This is a genomic window from Aliamphritea ceti (genome assembly GCF_024347215.1).
Classification (GTDB): Bacteria; Pseudomonadota; Gammaproteobacteria; order Pseudomonadales; family Balneatricaceae; genus Amphritea; species Amphritea ceti.
Window position 1 is genome coordinate 3,381,275 of the sequence record NZ_AP025282.1, and the last position, 20,332, is coordinate 3,401,606.

The window sequence follows — 20,332 nt, forward strand, 5'->3', positions numbered from 1 at the left end:
CCCTCACGCTTCTTTGCCGAACAGACCGGCCGGTTTAATCAGCAGCACGATCACCATTACCAGAAAGATCACTGTGCTGGATGCTTCCGGGTAAAAGAATTTAGTCAGACCTTCAACCACCCCCATCATCAGGCCAGTCAAGATTGCCCCGCCGATGGAACCCATACCGCCTATAACCACGATGGCAAATACAACAATCAGAATGTTAGACCCCATCTCAGGGCTCACGGAATAAACCGGTGCTGCCAACACACCTGCAAAACCTGCCAGCGCTACACCAAAACCAAAAGTTAATGTTGTGATCAGTGGTACGTTGATACCGAAACCCTGCATTAATTGTGGGTTTTCAGTGCCAGCCCTGAGGTACGCCCCAAGTTTTGTTTTTTCAATCACCCACCAGGTCGTGGCACACACCACCAGCGAGGCAATAATGATCCAGGCACGGTAATTAGGTAGATACATAAAGGGTAATTTAGTACCGCCTTTCAGTTCGGCAGGAATTTGATAGGCCAGACCGGATGAGCCGTATAGCTGCGTGAATAACCCCTGCAGAATCAGCGCCAGACCAAAGGTTAGTAGCAAGCTGTATAAATGATCCTCTTTAGCGATTGGCCGCACCAGAAAGCGCTCAATCAGAATCGCAATGCCACCGACAGCCAGCGGCACCAGAACCAGCGCTAACCAGTAATTCACACCAAAATACTGCAGCGCCATCCAGGCCAGAAAAGCACCCAGCATGTACATAGCGCCCTGAGCGAAGTTAATAATTTTTAAAAGACCAAAAATAATTGCCAGCCCCAAACTGAGCAGGGCGTAAAATGAGCCATTGATCAAACCGACCAACAGCTGCCCGGAAAGGGCAAAAAGATTAATTCCAAATAATGTCGCCATGGCTTCGCTCCGAACGGCAGAATCTCTTGTGACACTGAGACCAACAGCCGACAAGATATTAGTCGCTGTCTGTTCTTATTGTTATAACGGAAGGGCCTCCCAAACGGGAATGCCCTCCCTTAATCAGCCGTACTCAGGATTTCGCTGCAAAGTTGCAGGATTCCATCATAGGGTTGAACGCCACATCTCCCGGAATAACCGCTTCGATGTTGTAGATATCATCATCTGACTGGCGGCTCGCGGCATCCTTGATGCTAACCAGCAGCATGTCATGCACCATCCGTCCGTCGTTACGCAGATAAGCATTACGGGCAAAGAAATCATCCGGTTTAGTTGCTTTCATCATCGCCATAACCGCATCTGCTTCGTCAGTACCAGCTGCCTTAATCGCGTTCAGGTAGTGCATCGTCATAGAGTACGCACCCGCCTGACCCATCGCAGGAATAGAGCCATGACGTTGTTTAAAGCGTGCTGACCACTCGCGGGTTTGGTCATCCATGTCCCAGTAGAATCCAGTCGTCGCCTTCATACCGGCAGCAATTGCCGGATCCAGTGCTTTAGCGTTATGCGTAAATACCAGCAATCCGGCCACATCAGCTGTCTCTGTCAGGCCAAATTCCGCAGAGGTTTTCAAGGCATTAACGAAATCAGTACCTGCATTTGCCAGACCGATTACGTCTGCACCAGACGCCTGTGCCTGTAGCACATAGGAAGAGAAATCAGTGGTGCCTAACGGCGCCCGGACAGCACCAACTACTTCACCGCCCTGATCGTTAATCACTTTCGTCGCAATGCCTTCCAGTGCATGACCAAACGCATAGTCAGCCGTGATGAAGAACCACTTTTTCTTACCGGAATCGACCATAGGCTTCACAGTGCCGTTAGCCAGTGCAGCAACGTTGTAAGTCCAATGGACGTTATAAGGTGAACAGGCTTTAGTGGTGAATGCATGGCTTGCAGATGTGGAAATCAGGGCAACTTTTTTCGCATCCGTCAGTACCTTAGTCACCGCACCGGTTACCGATGATGCAACCAGACCATTTACCGCATCTACCTGCTCGCTTTCGATCCACTGGCGTACTTTAGCCGAGCCAACATCCGGCTTGTTCTGATCATCAGCGCTGATCACCTCAATCGGTTTGCCCAGCACTTCTCCGCCAAAATCCTCAACCGCCATTTCAACGGCAGTTACACAGCCTTTGCCACAGATATCGGCATAAACACCGCCCATATCTGCCAACACGCCAATCTTAACCACGTCATCGGAAACACCGCCAGCCTGGGCTGTTACGGCAAAAGCAGCACTCATGGCCGCAGCCATCATAGTTTTCTTCATCGCTTGCATAACGTCACTCCTTTAAAGCTCTTATTTTTATTCACGCTTTCAGTTAATCCGGTTACACACCCAGATAGGTGTTTAGCAATTCAGTCTTAGCAGCCAGTTCGTGCTGCTTTACTTCTTCGACTATATGGCCGTGTTCCATCACGTAATGACGGTCGGCAATAGGCGCAGCAAAACGGAAGTTCTGCTCCACCAGTAAAATGGTAAGCCCGCGTTCTTTGAGCATTTGCAGCACCTGAGCAAGCTTTTGCACTATGACAGGCGCCAGGCCTTCGGTTATTTCATCAAGCAAAAGAATGTTGGCACCAGTACGCAGAATTCGCGCCATCGCCAGCATCTGTTGCTCACCGCCAGACAAACGGGTGCCCTGGCTGTAGCGCCGCTCAGCTAAATTGGGAAACAGTTCGTAGATTTCTTCGAGACACATGCCGTCAGAACGCACTTCTGGAGGCAGCATGAGATTTTCTTCAACATTAAGACTGGAAAAAATCCCCCTCTCTTCAGGGCAGTAACCTACACCAAGATGCGCAATCCGGTGTGCCGGTAACGGGATGGTGTCGGTACCATTAATATTGATCTTACCGGTGCGCCGGCCAACCATATTCATAATGGCTTTTAGTGTGGTAGAACGGCCTGCACCGTTACGGCCCAGCAGTGTTACCAGCTCTCCCTGCATGATCGTCATATCTATGCCATGGAGAATATGTGACTCACCGTAGTACGCATGCAAATCATGGATACGGATCTTTTCACCGGTACTGTTTTTTGCAGTACGCAGCAGCTCTTCGCCAGGAGGATTCATAACTGTGCTGTTCATTACACGACCTCCTTTTCAGGTACTGCTTCTGCCTGATGATCATCAGCTTCTACGCCCATATAGGCTTCACGTACCTGAGGGTTCTGTGACACTTCTGCATAATCACCTTCAGTCAGAATGGCGCCACGCTGTAGCACTGTTATGGTGTCTGCGAGCTTAGCGACCACGTGAAGGTTATGCTCAACCATCAGAATGGTACGGTCTTTGGAAACTTGTTTGATCAGGTCAGCAACAACACTGACATCCTCATGTCCCATGCCCTGTGTCGGCTCATCAAGCAACAGCATCTCAGGCTCAAGCGCCAACGTAGTCGCAATCTCGAGAGCCCGTTTGCGGCCATAAGAAAGATCAACTGTGACGGTATTGGCAAAGCTCTTCAGCCCTACCTGATCAAGTAACTCCATCGCCCGGTCATTCAGCTTGTTAAGCACTTTATCGGAGGTCCAGAAGTGGAAACTGTTGCCCTCTTTACGTTGCAGAGCAATGCGTACGTTCTCTAATACACTCAGGTGTGGAAACACAGCCGATATCTGAAAGGAACGCACTATCCCCCTTCGGGCAATAGCTGCCGACTTCAGCGAAGTGATGTCCGCACCGTTATAGAGAATCTGGCCCTTTGTAGGCGTCAGAAACTTCGTCAGCAAATTAAACACTGTTGTTTTACCGGCACCATTCGGGCCGATCAGAGCGTGGATAGTGCCCCGCTCAACCTTAAGATTGACATCATCAACGGCAGTAAAGCCTTTGAATTCTTTCACCAGATGTCGGGTTTCGAGAACGTAATCAGCAGTCATTCGTAACCGGCCTCTTGTTATTTTTGTTGTATTAAGAACCGTTCAAATTGTCTGGTACGTTCCTGAGCGGCTAGATGAAACTAGCAATTACCCCTAGGGGTTAACAAGTACTACTTTAGTATAATACGCATATTTTTATCCCAAAAAAATCACTATTAATACTTAAAAATCAATAATTTAATACAACTCATACACAAGCCTCTAATACATTAGTCAAAAATAAACATGCTTTACGTTTACGTAAACTTACTCTATATTCGAATCATCTTAGGTTTTCAGACAAATACGAGCAGTTATGAGTAAAACCACTTTTACAATCCGAGATCTGGCCAGCGAGTTTGATGTGACAACCCGCAGCATTCGCTTTTATGAAGATCAGGGTTTGCTATTTCCAACCCGCAAAGGTCAGACACGCATATACAGCAGCCAGGACAGAGTCCGCCTGAAACTGATTCTTCGCGGCAAGCGTTTAGGCTTCTCTCTGGCAGAAAGCAAAGAACTATTTGAACTCTGGGATCAGACACCCGGCGGCAGCATGAAACAGCTGGAACGCCTGCAGGCAAAAATTACGGAAAAGAAACAGGCGCTGAAACAGCAACTTAACGATATCGCTATGTTGCAGATCGAACTGGACAGCGCCGAATCGCGCTGTCAGTCAGCGATGCAGGCGCTTATTTCTCAGGAACAAAAAGCGCAATAGATCAGCACTGTCTGAGCAACCACACAACCATAAGAAACAGGTAACAACGCGATGATCTCACAATACAACACCCTGAATTTTGGCCTTGGTGAAACCCTCGACATGCTGCGTGATCAGATCAACAGCTTTGCCGCAGAAGAGATTGCCCCCCGTGCCGAAGAGATCGACCGGGAAAATGCCTTTCCAATGGATCTGTGGCGTAAGTTTGGTGGTATGGGCTTACTGGGTATTACCGTTAAGGAAGAATACGGTGGCGTTGATATGGGTTATCTGGCCCACGTCATTGCTATGGAAGAGATCAGCCGTGCTTCTGCTTCTGTAGGCTTGTCATACGGCGCGCACTCTAATTTGTGTGTCAACCAGATACATCGCAACGGCAACGAAGAACAGAAACAAAAATACCTGCCTAAGCTGATCAGCGGTGAGCATATCGGTGCACTGGCAATGTCTGAGCCGAATGCAGGTTCGGACGTTGTCTCGATGAAACTGCATGCAACAGACAATGGCGATCATTACCTGCTTAACGGTAACAAGATGTGGATCACTAACGGTCCAGACGCCCACACTTACGTTATCTATGCCAAGACCGATGTAAACGCTGGCCCGAAAGGTATTACCGCATTCATTGTGGAACGTGACTTTGCCGGTTTCTCCCGCCATCAAAAACTCGACAAGCTGGGCATGCGTGGCTCCAACACCTGTGAGCTGGTATTCGATAACTGCCCGGTCCCTAAAGAAAATGTGCTGGGTGAATTAAACGGTGGTGTCCGGGTGCTCATGAGCGGTCTGGATTATGAGCGTCTGGTGTTATCCGGCGGACCACTGGGCATCATGCAGGCTGCAATGGACATCGTTGTACCTTATATCCGTGACCGTCAGCAATTCGGTCAGTCTATCGGTGAGTTCCAGCTGGTACAGGGTAAAGTCGCCGATATGTATACCCTGATGAACGCTTGTAAATCTTACACATACACCGTTGCCCGTTCAGCAGAACGTGGCGAAGCCACCCGTAAAGATTGTGCAGGTGTCATTTTGTATACCGCAGAAACCGCCACCAAGCTCGCACTGGATGCCATTCAGTTACTGGGCGGTAACGGGTATATCAACGAATTTCCTACCGGCCGCCTGCTGCGAGATGCAAAGCTTTATGAAATCGGCGCCGGTACCTCAGAAATCCGCCGCATGCTGATCGGCCGCGAGCTGTTTCTGAATAAATAAACCGCATTGCGGGAAACCGGGCATTTTTTGCTGAGCTCACAGGAATCACCATTCTGAAGAGAGCCTTGCGTGGGGATACCCTCCCCACGCCTTTTTCAGCAAAGCGAACAGGAGATGGCTAGACCATGGCTTTACTCAACAGCAAGATTAATCCGCGCAGCGAAGAGTACCTCGCTAACTATGAAGCAATGGCCAGCGCTGTTGCCGATCTGCGCGACAAAACCGCCCAGGTTGAACTGGGTGGCGGTCATAAATATCAGGAACGCCATTTATCCCGTGGCAAATTGCTCCCCCGTGATCGTATTAACACTCTGTTAGATGAAGGCTCCGCATTCCTGGAGCTGTCACAACTGGCAGCCTATAAGGTATATGCTGACGACGTCCCTGCCGCAGGCATCATTACAGGTGTTGGCCGGGTCAGTGGTCAGGAATGCATGATCATCGCCAATGATGCCACCGTAAAAGGCGGTACTTACTTTCCACTGACGGTCAAAAAACATCTGCGCGCCCAGGAAATTGCCGAGCAGAATAATCTGCCCTGCATTTATCTGGTGGATTCCGGCGGGGCTAACTTACCGCAACAGGATGAGGTCTTTCCGGACAGGGATCACTTTGGCCGTATTTTCTATAATCAGGCGCGCATGTCATCCCTGGGCATTCCACAGATTGCTGTCGTAATGGGACTTTGTACCGCCGGTGGTGCTTATGTCCCCGCCATGGCAGACGAATCCATTATCGTACGTGAACAAGGCAGTATTTTCCTTGCTGGTCCGCCATTAGTTAAAGCCGCTACCGGTGAAGTCGTCAGCGCGGAAGACCTAGGGGGTGCCGACGTCCATTGCCGTACTTCTGGCGTTGCAGATCATTATGCTGAAAACGACGAACACGCTCTGCAGATTGCCCGCAGCTGTATTGCTAACCTGAACCGGCGTAAAGACATTAAGCTAAATACCCGCCCGGCACAGGCGCCGCGATTTGATGCAGAAGAACTCTACGGCATTGTCGGTACTGACCTGAGAAAACCCTTTGATGTCAGAGAGGTTATCGCCCGCCTTGTGGACAACTCTGAATTTGACGAGTTTAAACAGCTTTACGGCACAACACTTGTCACTGGCTTCGCACACATATTCGGCTACCCTGTCGGCATTGTGGCAAATAATGGCATCTTATTCGGGGAATCTGCTCAAAAAGGTGCGCACTTCATTGAGCTATGCTGCCAGCGCAAGATCCCCCTGCTTTTCCTGCAGAACATTACTGGCTTCATGGTCGGTCAGAAATATGAGTCAGAAGGTATCGCTAAGCACGGCGCGAAAATGGTAACCGCGGTTGCCTGCGCAAATGTACCTAAATTTACCGTGCTTATTGGTGGCAGCTTCGGTGCCGGTAACTATGGTATGTGTGGCCGGGCATATAGCCCTAACATGTTATGGATGTGGCCTAACGCGCGTATTTCAGTCATGGGTGGCGAACAGGCCGCTGGTGTACTTGCGACCGTCAAACGCGACAACATTGAGCGCAACGGTGACAGCTGGTCCGCTGAAGAAGAAGCCACATTCAAACAACCAGTTATCGACACCTACGATGCCCAGGGACACCCTTACTACGCCAGCGCCCGCTTGTGGGATGACGGTGTCATTGACCCTCGCCAAACCCGTGAAGTAGTCGGTATGGGTTTATCTGCTGCTCTTAACAAACCTATTGATGAAACCCGCTTCGGCGTGTTCCGCATGTGATCAGGAGGGATCAGATATGACCAACAGTCAGGTACTTTTCAGCTTCACTGACGGCGTCGCGGAACTCACGCTCAACCGTCCGGAAGTGCATAACGCTTTCGATGACAACATCATCGAAGCACTTATCAGCCATCTGGAAATCGCGGCGGACCTGCCCGACCTGCGAGTGCTGATCCTCCGCTCCGCCGGTAAGAACTTTTCCGCTGGGGCCGATCTGGCGTGGATGCGCCGCATGGCTGACAACAGCCATGACGATAATTTAAAAGATGCCCACCGGCTGGCCAGACTAATGCAACTGCTGAATGACTTTAACCGCCCGACTATCGCGCAGATTCAGGGCGTCGCTTACGGTGGCGCAGTGGGTCTGGCGGCTTGTTGTGACATAGTGATCGCCAGCGAGACAAGTAAGTTTTGCCTCAGTGAAGTTCGCATTGGCCTGATCCCCGCAGTCATCAGCCCTTATGTTATCCGCGCCATTGGTGAACGCCAGGCACGTCGCTATTTCATATCAGCCGAGCCTTTCAGCGCACAACAGGCGATGCATTTCGGACTAGTACATGAAGTCGTTGCCGAAGACCAGTTACAAAGCAGTGCCGACGACATGATCACCAAACTGCTACAGAACAGTCCTCAGGGCATGTACGCCGCTAAACAGCTTATTCAGGCGGTCAGCCAGCAACCGATAAATGACACACTGATTGCTGATACCGCCAACCGTATTGCCGACATCCGGGTTAGCTCCGAAGGTCAGGAAGGCTTAAGCGCCTTTCTGGAGAAACGCACCCCGGCTTGGATTAAATAATAAGGGTTAAAAACTAAGGATTAAGGACCACACAATGTTCAATAAAATTCTTATTGCCAACCGCGGCGAAATCGCTTGCCGGGTAATTCAGACAGCCCGTGCAATGGGTATACGCACAGTGGCAGTTTACTCCGAAGCCGATGCTCAGGCCCGACATGTAAAAATGGCTGATGAAGCCTTTTTGCTTGGCCCTGCTCCAAGTACCGAAAGCTACCTGCGAAGCGACAAAATATTAGACATTGCCATCAGTAGCGGTGCCCAGGCGATTCATCCTGGTTATGGTTTTCTCTCAGAGAATGCTGAGTTTGCCGCCGCCTGCGCCAAAGCCAATGTCGTTTTCATCGGTCCGCCAACCGGTGCAATTGAAGCAATGGGCTCAAAATCTGCCGCTAAACAGATTATGTCTGAAGCATCTGTTCCGCTGGTTCCGGGTTATCACGATGCCGATCAGAGCGACGCAACACTTAAAGCTGAATCAGAAAAATGTGGCTACCCGCAGCTGTTGAAAGCCGTTGCCGGTGGCGGTGGTAAAGGCATGCGGGTAGTAAACAACCTGCTGGAATTCCCGGAAGCGCTGGAATCGGCCCGCCGGGAGGCCAGTAATGCCTTTGGCAATCCTGATATGCTCATTGAGCGTTATCTGACGCAGCCACGCCACGTAGAAATTCAGGTATTTTGCGACACTCTTGGCGCGGGAATTTATCTGGCAGAACGGGACTGTTCTGTACAGCGTCGCCATCAGAAAGTCATTGAAGAAGCGCCTGCACCGGGCCTTAGCGACGCCGACCGCAAAGCCATGGGCGAAGCAGCCGTACGGGCTGCACAGGCGATAAATTATGTTGGCGCCGGTACGGTGGAGTTCCTCTATGACACCGACGGTTCCTTCTATTTCATGGAAATGAATACCCGCTTGCAAGTAGAGCATCCGGTGACAGAAATGATTACCGGGCTGGACTTGGTAGAGTGGCAACTTCGTATTGCAGCCGGTGAAGCCCTGCCTCTGTGCCAGAGTCAGGTGACAATTAACGGCCATTCACTGGAAGCCCGGGTATACGCTGAAGACCCTAACAACGATTTTTTACCGGCAACGGGTATGCTCCACTACCTGAAAACACCTCAGGAGAATGCGCATGTTCGGGTAGATACCGGCGTCCTTCAGGGGGATGAAGTCAGTGTGTATTACGATCCGATGATCGCAAAACTGATTGTTTGGGACACCGACAGAGAACGTGCAATCAACCGCATGGTCAGCGCACTGGAAGATTATAAAATTGCCGGCCTGACCACTAACCTGAGCTTTTTGCACAAACTAGCTGACAGCCAACCATTCAGAGATTGTCAGTTGGATACCGGTTTTATTGAAACCCATCAGGCCTTACTTTTCCCTGACAGTCAGGCAGATACAGCCCGTTGGCTGGCGATTGCGGCAGTGTGTTTTGCTGCTAACAATCAGCAAAACAATACACAACCAGCTGATCCAGACTCACCTTTCAGTAACTCTGATAGCTGGCGCTTAAACAGTAGCTATGCCCGCCCACTGACGCTGATCTTTAAAGATGGCCAGAGCGATACCAATGCCACACTCACAGTGCAAAGTAATGGTAACCGGTACAGCATTACTAACCATGATCAGCAGTTAGAGTTAGAAGCACACTTAAGCGACGACCAGTTAAATATTACCCTCAATGACCACCGGCAAACGCTGGACGTCTGTTTTAACGGCGACCAGCTAACCCTGTTTGCCGGCGCTGAACAATTTAGCTGTCAACGCCACAGAGAAGATTTTGGCAGCAATGCTCACGACAGTGGCAACAGCCTAAACGCCCCAATGAATGGTGCAGTCGTCGCTGTACTGGTAGAAACCGGGGCTAAAGTCGCTGCCGGAGATACTCTGGTTATCATGGAAGCCATGAAAATGGAGCACAGCCTTAAAGCACCTCACGACGGCACAGTTGCTGAAATTTTCTATCAGGAAGGCGAGCTGGTTGATGACGGCGCGGAACTGATCGCACTGGAAGCGGAGGACTGAACATGGCCCTGCCGAGTAATGTTCGCCTGTTCGAAATGGGTCCCCGAGACGGCCTGCAAAACGAACCCGGCGATCCAATTGCCACTGCGATCAAAATAGAACTGATCAACCGACTCAGTGACACCGGCCTGACAAACATCGAAGCCACCAGCTTTGTTTCGCCACGCTGGGTGCCCCAAATGGCCGATGCCAGCTCAGTAATGGCAGGTATCAAACGTCAATCCGGCGTTAGTTACAGTGCACTTACCCCCAACCTGAAAGGCCTGGAAGCCGCAATTGCCGCCGGAGTTGATGAAGTCGCTGTATTTGGTGCCGCTTCAGAAAGCTTCACACAAAAAAATATTAACTGCTCGATAGCTGAAAGCATCGAACGCTTTACCCCGGTTATCGAACTGGCTCGCCAGCACGACATAAGAGTGCGCGGTTATGTTTCGACCGTTCTTGGCTGCCCCTATGAAGGTGATATCCAACCGGAAAAAGTCGCTAATGTGTGTGACCTGCTGTACCAGCTTGGCTGCTATGAAATATCACTGGGCGACACCATTGGTACCGGCACACCGCTGAAGGCCAAGCAGATGTTAGAAGCCGTCTGCAAATATGTGCCTGTAAGCCATCTTGCTGCACACTTTCATGACACTTATGGCCAGGCCCTCGCCAACTTATATGCAGTCCTGGAAGAAGGCGTTGCGGTCATCGACAGTTCAGTGGCCGGGCTTGGCGGCTGCCCTTATGCCCACGGCGCTTCAGGCAATGTCGCCAGTGAAGACGTACTCTACATGCTACAAGGGTTAGGCATCACTACTGGTATCGATTTACAGAAAATGGTCACCACAGGACACTGGATCAGCGCCCAGCTAGGTCGCCGCTCTGGATCTAAAGTTGCATTGGCTACTAGTCAGCCAAGCAGTTAAATAAGATAGCTACAGCAAAAAATAAATATAAGAAACGCTATAAGGAGATACAGATGCAGGATTCCGAACCACAGGTAAGCTACCAAACTGCAGCACTGACAGCACTGGACTTACCCGTACCCGCCCCGGACCAGTATCCGGCCGATGTGCAGAAATACTTCGCTAAATGTGAAGAGAAACTCGGCATGCTGCCCAATGTACTGAAAGCCTATAGCCAAAACCTTGCGCAGCTGGATGTATTCAGTAAGTTCTACAACGAACTGATGTTTGGCGACAGTAACCTGACACTTCTCGAACGGGAAATGATTGCCGTCGCGGTATCCTCCCGCAATCATTGTTTCTATTGTATTGCAGCCCACGGTGCTGCCATCCGCGAATATTCCGGCGACCCAGCTCTGGGTGAGCTGATTGCAATCAACTATCGGGCTGCTCAACTGTCTGACCGGCACACCGCCATGCTGGATTTTGCTGTAAAAATGACTGACAAGCCTGACGCAATTCTGGAAGCTGACCGTCAGCAACTGCGAGATGCAGGCTTCAGCGACAGAGACATCTGGGATATCGCTAATCTGGCTGGTTTTTATAACATGACTAACCGCATCGCCAGCGCGGTAGATATGCAACCGAATCCCGAATACCACAGTCGCTGTCGCTAAAGAAATGCTCTGTCTGCACTGCTAAAACTGACGCCCGGGCTTCAGCAAAAATAACAATTACAAGGAAATAACAACGTGAGCACTCCGACCCAAAAGAACGCCCCCAGCTACACGAATGGCGCCAGCGCTCAGCCTCTGTTAGGAATGACCATCGGCGATAAATTCGATGCCACCTGTGCAAACTTTCCCGACAATGATGCCCTGATTGTTCATTTCCAGAATATCCGCTGGGATTACCGTACCCTGAAACAACAGGTAGATAACTGTGCCCGTGCGCTATTAAGCCTCGGCGTTAAAACCGGTGACCGGGTCGGCATGTGGTCGCCGAATAACGCACAGTGGCTGGTTACTCAGTTCGCCACCGCAAAACTCGGTGCTATTCTGGTAAATATCAACCCGGCATACCGGTTGCACGAACTGGAATACGCACTGAATCAGTCCGGTACCCGCTTTCTGGTCACCGCAGACAGTTTTAAAGCGTCTAACTACACCGCCATGTTGCTGGAACTGGCGCCGGAACTGCACAACTGTGAACCGGGCCAGCTCAACGCAGCTAAACTGCCTAACCTGAAATGCATCATTAATCTGGCAGATGAACAGCATCCGGGCATGTGGCGCTGGGCAGACTTCACTGAACAGGCAGCCCACAGCAGTGCGGAAGATGTTGCCCACATTCAGAGCACGCTGCAATTCGACGATCCGATCAATATTCAGTACACCTCAGGCACAACCGGCTTCCCTAAAGGCGCAACGCTCAGCCATCACAATATTCTTAACAACGGGTATTTCGTTGCTGAAAGTATGCGTTTCACCGATCAGGACCGGCTGATCGTACCGGTTCCACTATACCACTGCTTCGGCATGGTGATGGGTAATCTGGGGTGTATCACCCATGGTGCAACACTGATCTATCCAACCGAAGGCTTCGAGCCCCGGGCGGTACTTGAAGCCGTCGAAAAAGAAAAGGCAACCGCACTGTTCGGCGTGCCAACAATGTTCATTGCTGAACTTGGAGATGAGCAATTCGAACAGTATGACTTATCCAGCCTGCGCACCGGCATTATGGCCGGATCTATCTGCCCGGCAGAAGTCATGAAAGCAGTTAACGCCAAGATGCATATGCAGGAAGTTCAGATCGCCTATGGCATGACCGAAACCAGCCCTGTTTCTACACAGACAGCCGCCGACGACCCATTCGATAAACGCGTATCAACCGTTGGCCGTAGTCAGCCTCATATCGAGACTAAGATAATAGATCCCGCCAATGGTCAGGTTGTATCCCGCGGTGAGATAGGCGAACTATGCACCCGAGGCTACAGCGTCATGATCGGCTACTGGAACAACCCTGATGCAACCGCTGCTGCAATTGACGACCGTGGCTGGATGCACAGTGGTGACCTTGCCACTATGGATAAAGAAGGTTACGTTCAAATCGTTGGTCGGATTAAAGATATGGTGATCCGTGGAGGCGAGAACGTCTATCCAAAAGAAGTAGAAGAATTCCTCTATACACACCCGGATATCATTGATGTTCAGGTCACCGGCGTGCCAGACAAAAAATACGGCGAAGAACTGATTGCCTGGGTAAAACTGACCCCGGATGCCCGTGAAGTTTCAGCCGAAAACCTGCAAGCTTTTTGCAAAGGTAAAATCACCCACTTCAAAATTCCACGCTACTTCAAATTTGTCGATGAATTCCCGATGACAGTCACCGGGAAAATCCAGAAATTTAAAATGCGGGAAATATCCATCGCAGAGCTTGGCCTGGACGACTAACAGGTGGTTGCTCATCACTATAGTGAACAACTGAATCCGGCAGAGCTTTTATGCCGGATTCATAGCACTTTTCCTCAAGGTGCATTACCCCATCAACTGGCAGGTATTGATCAGCTGCACATCGGTGGGATTCAGGCCAGCAAGAAGCTACTGACTCACTTGCCTGATTCTCCTGAAAGCACCTTTCGGATATTGGAAATAGGTGCTGGCCTGGGTGGCCTGCAACGTCTCTATACCAGTCAGTTAGCTAAGCATTCTCCGGTCAACTACATAACCCTGGATATCACCCCTGAATTCAGCCAGCTGAATCATGGGCTTAACCGGCTATGTAAGGTCAAACAGTCAAATGTAATCACCGGCGATGGTCAGCAACTGCCGGTATCCGACAACCAGTTCGATGCAATTATATTGCAACACAGTTTGCTCAATATGCCAGATCAACAACAATGCCTTAAGGATTGCCATCGAGCACTTAAACCAGGCGGTAAATTAATTCTTCATGAAGTACTGCGGGGTAGCTTACAACAAGACATCACCTATCCAGTGCCCTGGGCCGGCGATGAAGCCAATAGCCACCTGCTCAGCCTGGCAGCATTGCTAACTCAGCTAAGTAACGCAGGCCTGACGGTAACCTCTGAGCAAAACTGGTCTGCAGAAGCTTTGGAATGGCGTCAGCAACAAAGCCGAAAAGAAGCTCAACCACCAGCTCCGGAACAATCGCCAACAAACCCCTACCCTCTGCACAAGCTTTCCCCGAGAGAAATATTCGGCATACGCTTTATGAAAATGGCCACCAACCTCCTGGCTAATCTACAAAGCGGTGCTATCGAAGTGCATGAGATAATCGCTAATAAACCGTTATGAAGATTACTTCTCAGAGCACACTCAGGTACGCATGCCAGAACAAACAGAATTGATTAATTTTCTATTTCTTTGAAGCACGTGTGTTACCGAAAATATATAAATTATTTTAAGCAGCCTATTCACAGACTCACATGCCAATGATCAGATCAATGTATCTGATCCACTCCCTCTACTATTAGAACAGAAGCTTACTTAATCCCCTTCTCAGTTAAACCCAGAACGAATACCAACACTTCTGAAAAACAAAAACCCATGAAAACTACAGTGCTTATTATTGCTATAAAATTTATATATTTAATTAGTCAAACAAAAAAGCCTTTCGTAAAGAAAGGCTTTTATTAGTAATTAAAAACTTACTTAGCAGGTTCTACACCAGATAAAACAGGTGCCTTAAATAAGTTACTTACAACTATATAGAGTATACCAGTCGCTACAAATGAGAGTGCTGTAGCACCAAACTCTAACGGATTAACATACGTAAAGTAGAATGACATGGCTGCACCAATAAAATAGACGATAATAGCCTTAACATTAAAGCCATTCGTGTAGCGATACAAAGTGCTATTCGAAGATTTTACTAATTCATCAACATTAAAATCAGACTTTTTAACAAAAAAGTAATCTGCCAGCATTATTGAAAATACCGGAATAAATAGAGCACCAACTAACAGCACCCAGTCAAAGAACGAAGCCATAAGTATTTCTTGTAAAAACGCCCCTGAAGCACAAAACAGACCGATAAGAATAGCCACTTTTGTATAGCTTGCTTTTGGAACCACACTCATCGTCGACATAATACAGCTATAAGTAGCCATAATATTAGTTGAGACAGCAGACAGAAACATAACAAATGCAGCAATAAGGCCAACACCACCACCAAGAAGAACGGCAGGATCATATGTAGGCTCCATGCCATCGATAATAGAGAAAGCACCTACAGTAATACCAATGCCCATCGCTAGAATTGTACCTATCATGTAACCAGATACTACACCCACTACACCAGTAGTAGAATTTTTACAGTAACGGTTATGATCGCATGTCAAAGCTATCCATGAAAATGCTGTTGCCAGCACGATGTCAAAAATAATTGCATATGTTAAAGCAGGGCTGCTTGATACTTCAAAAGTGTAAAGACTATTAATTTCGTATTTATCAAGAATCATATAAATAACAAATAAAGCCACGACAATCATAGCTGTTGAAGCTAAGCCTTCAATCTTTTGAATACCTGTATGTCCTAAAATTGTAATAACGATTACGATTCCTGAAGTGACAAATAAAGCCAGCAATATATTATCAAACCCTAGTAACCCTACAAAAATTTGATTTAATGCCAATGCGCCCAGATAGCCCTGTATAAAACACCAGCCACCTAAAATAATAACATTAAGCACTGCAATTATTTTAGCCCCGCCGTAGCCAAAAGTACCCCGAGCGACAACAAGTGTTGGCAAACCGGTTCTAGTGCCAATTAGTGACATTGCTGCTAATGCTACACAACCAACAATCGACGCTATTACTAAAATTTCAAATGCTTCCAATGGTGCAACATCAGGAATAAACATTTGTCCGGTCATAACTGTAGGTACAACTAAAGTTGCCGCCACCCACAGAAAAAACGTACCGACAACACCTAATTTTTTTTCACTGCTTTGGATAGGCGTTATATTATCTTCACTTATTCCAAGACTCATATGTTTGTACCTCTTATTTTATTATATTTTTTCCTGGTCTCTTCGAGCCAGAGAGCACTAACAGTTAACCTACACCATAGAAAAAAAACGTTACACGACTATTATGTAACGTTCGGTTGGCAAAAATGGAAACTGTTTAGGCGAATAAATCTTATGTTTCAGCTAATAAATAACAGGTCACAAATCAGCCAAAGCTTTATCAAGACTATCGATAATGACATCTATATCGTTTTTGGTGACGATTAACGGAGGACTTAAACAGATATTATTATTTAGCGCTTTAAATGAACGATTTGTTCGCCCGATAATGACACCATATGAGAGACAAGCCGCCACAACCTTTGCTACAACAGATTCACATACAGGCTCTTTAGTGATTCGGTCTTTAACCATTTCAAAACCAGCGAACAAACCTTTACCACGTACGTCACCAATAACCTCGTATTTAGCTTTCAGTTCATTCAACCGGATCTTCAGGTATTCCCCCTGAACGTTAACATTATCCAGCAGATTCTCATCTTCGATGATTTGCATGTTAACCAGAGCCGCAGCAGGACCCGCAGTACAACCACCAAAGGTAGAAATATCACGGAAGTAATCCATACGTGGATCTTCTGGCTCTTTAAACACGTCGAAAACAGCTTCAGTTGTTACTGTGCAGGAAATCGCTGCATAACCGGAAGCAACACCTTTCGCCATAGTGACTATGTCTGGCTTAATACCGTAATGTTGATAACCGAACCACTTACCGGTCCGGCCCAGACCACATACTACTTCATCAATGTGCAGCAGGATGTCGTACTTTTTGCAGATTTCCTGAACGCGATCCCAGTAACCAACAGGAGCTTCAATGATGCCACCCCCTGCAGTAATAGGCTCAAGGCACAATGCACCCACCGTTTCAGGACCTTCTTCCAGAATTACTTTTTCAATCTGGTCTGCCGCCCAAACGCCGTAGTTTTCCAGATCCGCACCTTCCTGTGGGCGGTATTCGCAGCAGTGAGGTACTTCAACAAAACCAGGCGTGAAAGGACCGTACTGGTTCTTACGCTCAAACTGGCCAGTCGCGCTCAATGCAGTAATCGTTGTACCGTGGTAATCACGCTCACGGAACAAAATCTTGTGCTTAACGCCGCCGTATTTCTTCTCAGCAATCTGGCGAACCATCTTGAAGCACTTTTCGTTCGCTTCAGAACCAGAGTTAGAATAGTAAACACGGCTCATGCCTGGCATTTTATCAAGCAGCTTTTCAGCAAACTGAGCAGCTGGAACATTACCTGCAGTCTGAGCGAAGTAGTTCATAGTAACCAACTGGTCACGAACAGCATCAGCAATTTCTGTACGGCCATAGCCAACGTTCACAGTCCATACTGCACCGGAAACAGCATCCAGGTATTCATTACCCTTCACATCCCAAACGCGCATACCTTCGCCTTTAACGATCATCAACGGATCGCTTTCTTCATAAGGCTTATGCTGCGACAAGTGGTGCCATACATGCTTACGGTCTAAATCAATATTTCGCCGAAAATCAGCACCATCAATTTCTTTCATTTCTCACCCTTAAACTATTAAATTAATAACCTGCGCCATAATTAATCCAGGTGATTAAATTGATTAGCCCCACAAAGAGTGACATTTTAGATCCAATCTGGACCTATAAAAAAATTCATTCCGAACTTTAATTTTTCTTATAAATACGGTAGTAAACCATCTAAATCCAACTAACAAACAGGGTGAAATTAAATATTTAACATAGAGAACACTCATAAAATATAATAACTATCTCTCGCTAAAACGAATTTTTAAAAGCACTCATTTACCTTGTTTTGAATATCAGATATTGATAAACCTTCAAATCGTCAAGCATAATGATGTCTTTAATGGATGACTTGAGTCATTCATTAAACTTGCAATTAAAATTAGATGCATCTGGGATATTTTACGCTGCACTACCTATAAGGCCGATATACTAAACTTCGCTTATAGTTTTGGGCAGTTACCCGAACCACGATGAACAGGAATATTATATGAAGCGCCTCAGCCTTTCCGGCCAAGTCAGTGATGTAGATTTAAAATTGCTGAGAGTCTTTAAAACAGTGGTTGAATGTAACGGCTTTTCTGCTGCAGAAGTAGAGCTAAACATTGGTCGCTCGGCTATCAGCCGGTTGATGTCTGACCTGGAAACCCGCTTAGACATGCGTCTTTGCCAAAGAGGGAGGTCAGGCTTCCAACTGACGGACCATGGCCAGCTTGTATATGATTATTCACTTGAATTGCTGCAAGATCTGGAAAAATTCAGAACGAATATTAATGCTACACACAGCCGTCTTGTCGGAGAACTTAACCTCGCCCTGACGGATAATATGCTTACCGACTCTAACTCCCCACTTGTTGATGTATTAGGCAACTTTCATATCAACGAACCAGAGGTCAGGATAAACATACAAATAGCCGCACCCAATGAGATTGAACGTGCAGTTATTGAGGGCAGAGCGAATGTCGGCATCATCCCTTTCCATCACAAGCTCCCCGGGCTTGAATACAACGCCCTACATCACGAAACCTCATTACTTTACTGCAGCTCGCGTCATCCACTATTCGACTTGCCTGAGAATGAAATAAATATTGCAAAAGTCAGCCAACATGACTTCATCGTGCCCGCCTATGCTCACAGCATGCTGATGTCCGAACACTTTCCAGAGTTAAAAGGTACTGCGACTTCATATCAGGTTGAAGGCATTGCAACACTTATCTTAAGCGGTCAGTTTATTGGCTTTTTACCCAGTCACTATGCTGCAATTTTCACAAACAAAAATCAGATCAAGGCACTTCTTCCGGATATCTTTACCTATCAGGTACCTTTCAAAACAATCTCCCGGAGAGACGCGCAACCCAATTTACTCAGAAGTGCCTTTCTTAAGGCCTTAACTGAGCAACTGGAAAACAGGAATGTTTCCAAATAGGTAAACTTTACCCTTCATCTTTGACATTTAAGAAATACTTCCCTCCCCCTATATTCGGTTATAAGAATTATCACCTATTACGAGCGATAACTTATGACCGAATTAAAAAATAAAAACTTCAGTCCACTCGCCGGAGAAACCGTTCCCCGATATGCGGGCCTCGCTACATTCATGCGTCTTCCTCACTACAATATTGAAGATTCAGAAGGTACTGAAATCGGTTTATTTGGCATTCCATGGGATGGTGGCACAACCAACCGCGCCGGCGCACGGCATGGTCCACGTCAAATTCGTGACTCATCGTCAATGATGCGCAAAGTACACCCTGCGTTAAAGATAGATCCTTACGCGCTTGCTAACTGTGCGGATCTGGGTGATGCACCAGTAAACCCACTGCAGATAGAAGAAACACTGGATATGATCCAGGAATTCACTGCAGATCTGGTAAACAGAAACATAATTCCTCTCGCAGCCGGAGGTGACCATTTAGCAAGCCTGCCGGTACTTCGGGCACTGGCAGCTAAACATGGTCCACTTGGCATGGTTCATTTTGATGCTCATACGGATACCTGGGATCGATATTTCGGCGGCTGCAAATATACCCACGGCACACCTTTCAGACGCGCTATCGAAGAAGGAATACTGGATCCTAAGCGGGTTATTCAAATCGGAATCCGCGGCGGATTGTACAGCGACACTGACGACGACTGGGGCCTTGAGCAAGGCATTCGTGTTATGCGTATTGAAGAATTCAATGCACTAAGTCTGGAAAGCGTAATTGAGGAAGCCAGAAGAGTTGTTGGTGATCAGGCGACTTATATCAGCTTCGATGTTGACTGCCTTGACCCTGTTTTTGCGCCAGGAACAGGGACTCCCGAAATCGGAGGACTAACCACTATTGAGGCACAGCAGATTGTTCGGGGTCTGAGAGGTCTGAATCTGATTGGCGCCGATTTAGTTGAAGTTTCTCCGCCCTTCGATCCCAGCGGTGCAACAGCCCTTGTTGGAGCAACGCTTATGTGGGAAATGCTTTGCCTATTAAGCGAAAAAGTTGCCCAGCGAAAGCTCTGAAATCCTGTAAATCAGACCCAAGCCCAAGCAGATTAATATTTAGAAATACATCTGACGCCACCCGG

The 20,332-nt window shown here is 47.9% G+C and carries 17 protein-coding genes; 11 read left to right on the forward strand and 6 right to left on the reverse strand.

Annotation, left to right across the window (positions count from 1 at the left end; genetic code table 11):
• Positions 1-3 precede the first annotated feature (3 nt).
• The 4 genes from OCU49_RS15570 to OCU49_RS15585 form a co-directional block, all read right to left on the reverse strand.
• On the reverse strand, positions 4-891 hold the full coding sequence (locus tag OCU49_RS15570; protein WP_261841476.1) for a branched-chain amino acid ABC transporter permease: 888 nt from the start codon (positions 889-891) through the stop codon (positions 4-6).
• Positions 892-1,024: 133 nt separating this feature from the next.
• Positions 1,025-2,236, reverse strand: a complete 1,212-nt coding sequence (locus OCU49_RS15575) for an ABC transporter substrate-binding protein (protein ID WP_261841477.1) — start codon at positions 2,234-2,236, stop codon at positions 1,025-1,027.
• A 52-nt stretch (positions 2,237-2,288) separates the two neighbouring features.
• Positions 2,289-3,035 carry an ABC transporter ATP-binding protein gene (locus tag OCU49_RS15580; protein WP_261845247.1) on the reverse strand — a complete coding sequence of 249 codons (747 nt, stop codon included), beginning with the start codon at positions 3,033-3,035 and terminating at the stop codon, positions 2,289-2,291.
• A gap of 14 nt (positions 3,036-3,049) precedes the next feature.
• Positions 3,050-3,844: an ABC transporter ATP-binding protein gene (locus OCU49_RS15585; protein ID WP_261841478.1), complete on the reverse strand. Its 795-nt coding sequence runs from the start codon at positions 3,842-3,844 to the stop codon at positions 3,050-3,052.
• 295 nt (positions 3,845-4,139) lie between these two features.
• On the opposite strand from OCU49_RS15585, the gene OCU49_RS15590 reads away from it, so the two are divergent.
• The 9 genes from OCU49_RS15590 (at position 4,140) to OCU49_RS15630 (ending at position 14,533) form a co-directional block, all read left to right on the forward strand.
• Positions 4,140-4,544 carry a MerR family transcriptional regulator gene (locus tag OCU49_RS15590; RefSeq protein WP_261841479.1) on the forward strand — a complete coding sequence of 135 codons (405 nt, stop codon included), beginning with the start codon at positions 4,140-4,142 and terminating at the stop codon, positions 4,542-4,544.
• Positions 4,545-4,595: 51 nt separating this feature from the next.
• Positions 4,596-5,762 (forward strand): isovaleryl-CoA dehydrogenase, encoded by a 1,167-nt coding sequence (locus tag OCU49_RS15595; RefSeq protein WP_261841480.1) that lies wholly within the window; start codon positions 4,596-4,598, stop codon positions 5,760-5,762.
• Positions 5,763-5,887: 125 nt separating this feature from the next.
• Positions 5,888-7,495 (forward strand): carboxyl transferase domain-containing protein, encoded by a 1,608-nt coding sequence (locus OCU49_RS15600; protein ID WP_261841481.1) that lies wholly within the window; start codon positions 5,888-5,890, stop codon positions 7,493-7,495.
• A 16-nt stretch (positions 7,496-7,511) separates the two neighbouring features.
• Entirely contained in the window at positions 7,512-8,297 is a 786-nt protein-coding gene (locus tag OCU49_RS15605) for an enoyl-CoA hydratase/isomerase family protein (RefSeq protein WP_261841482.1), read from the forward strand.
• A 34-nt stretch (positions 8,298-8,331) separates the two neighbouring features.
• The gene (locus OCU49_RS15610) at positions 8,332-10,326 is read left to right on the forward strand and encodes an acetyl/propionyl/methylcrotonyl-CoA carboxylase subunit alpha (protein ID WP_261841483.1); all 1,995 of its coding nucleotides are present in this window, start codon (positions 8,332-8,334) and stop codon (positions 10,324-10,326) included.
• Between the two features lie 2 nt (positions 10,327-10,328).
• Entirely contained in the window at positions 10,329-11,237 is a 909-nt protein-coding gene (locus OCU49_RS15615; RefSeq protein WP_261841484.1) for a hydroxymethylglutaryl-CoA lyase, read from the forward strand.
• 53 nt (positions 11,238-11,290) lie between these two features.
• The gene (locus tag OCU49_RS15620) at positions 11,291-11,893 is read left to right on the forward strand and encodes a peroxidase-related enzyme (protein WP_261841485.1); all 603 of its coding nucleotides are present in this window, start codon (positions 11,291-11,293) and stop codon (positions 11,891-11,893) included.
• A 75-nt stretch (positions 11,894-11,968) separates the two neighbouring features.
• A complete protein-coding gene (locus OCU49_RS15625) occupies positions 11,969-13,669 on the forward strand; it encodes an AMP-binding protein (RefSeq protein ID WP_261841486.1) in 1,701 nt (566 codons plus the stop codon).
• A gap of 3 nt (positions 13,670-13,672) precedes the next feature.
• Positions 13,673-14,533 (forward strand): class I SAM-dependent methyltransferase, encoded by an 861-nt coding sequence (locus OCU49_RS15630; RefSeq protein WP_261841487.1) that lies wholly within the window; start codon positions 13,673-13,675, stop codon positions 14,531-14,533.
• A gap of 353 nt (positions 14,534-14,886) precedes the next feature.
• Here OCU49_RS15630 and OCU49_RS15635 read toward each other — a convergent pair whose 3' ends face one another.
• A complete protein-coding gene (locus OCU49_RS15635; protein WP_261841488.1) occupies positions 14,887-16,230 on the reverse strand; it encodes a purine-cytosine permease family protein in 1,344 nt (447 codons plus the stop codon).
• A gap of 177 nt (positions 16,231-16,407) precedes the next feature.
• Entirely contained in the window at positions 16,408-17,784 is a 1,377-nt protein-coding gene (locus OCU49_RS15640; RefSeq protein ID WP_261841489.1) for an aminotransferase family protein, read from the reverse strand.
• 476 nt (positions 17,785-18,260) lie between these two features.
• Between OCU49_RS15640 and OCU49_RS15645 the strand changes: the two genes are divergently transcribed.
• Positions 18,261-19,196, forward strand: a complete 936-nt coding sequence (locus tag OCU49_RS15645; RefSeq protein WP_261841490.1) for a LysR family transcriptional regulator — start codon at positions 18,261-18,263, stop codon at positions 19,194-19,196.
• 93 nt (positions 19,197-19,289) lie between these two features.
• Positions 19,290-20,267, forward strand: a complete 978-nt coding sequence (gene speB / locus OCU49_RS15650) for an agmatinase (RefSeq protein WP_261841491.1) — start codon at positions 19,290-19,292, stop codon at positions 20,265-20,267.
• Positions 20,268-20,332: the final 65 nt, after the last annotated feature.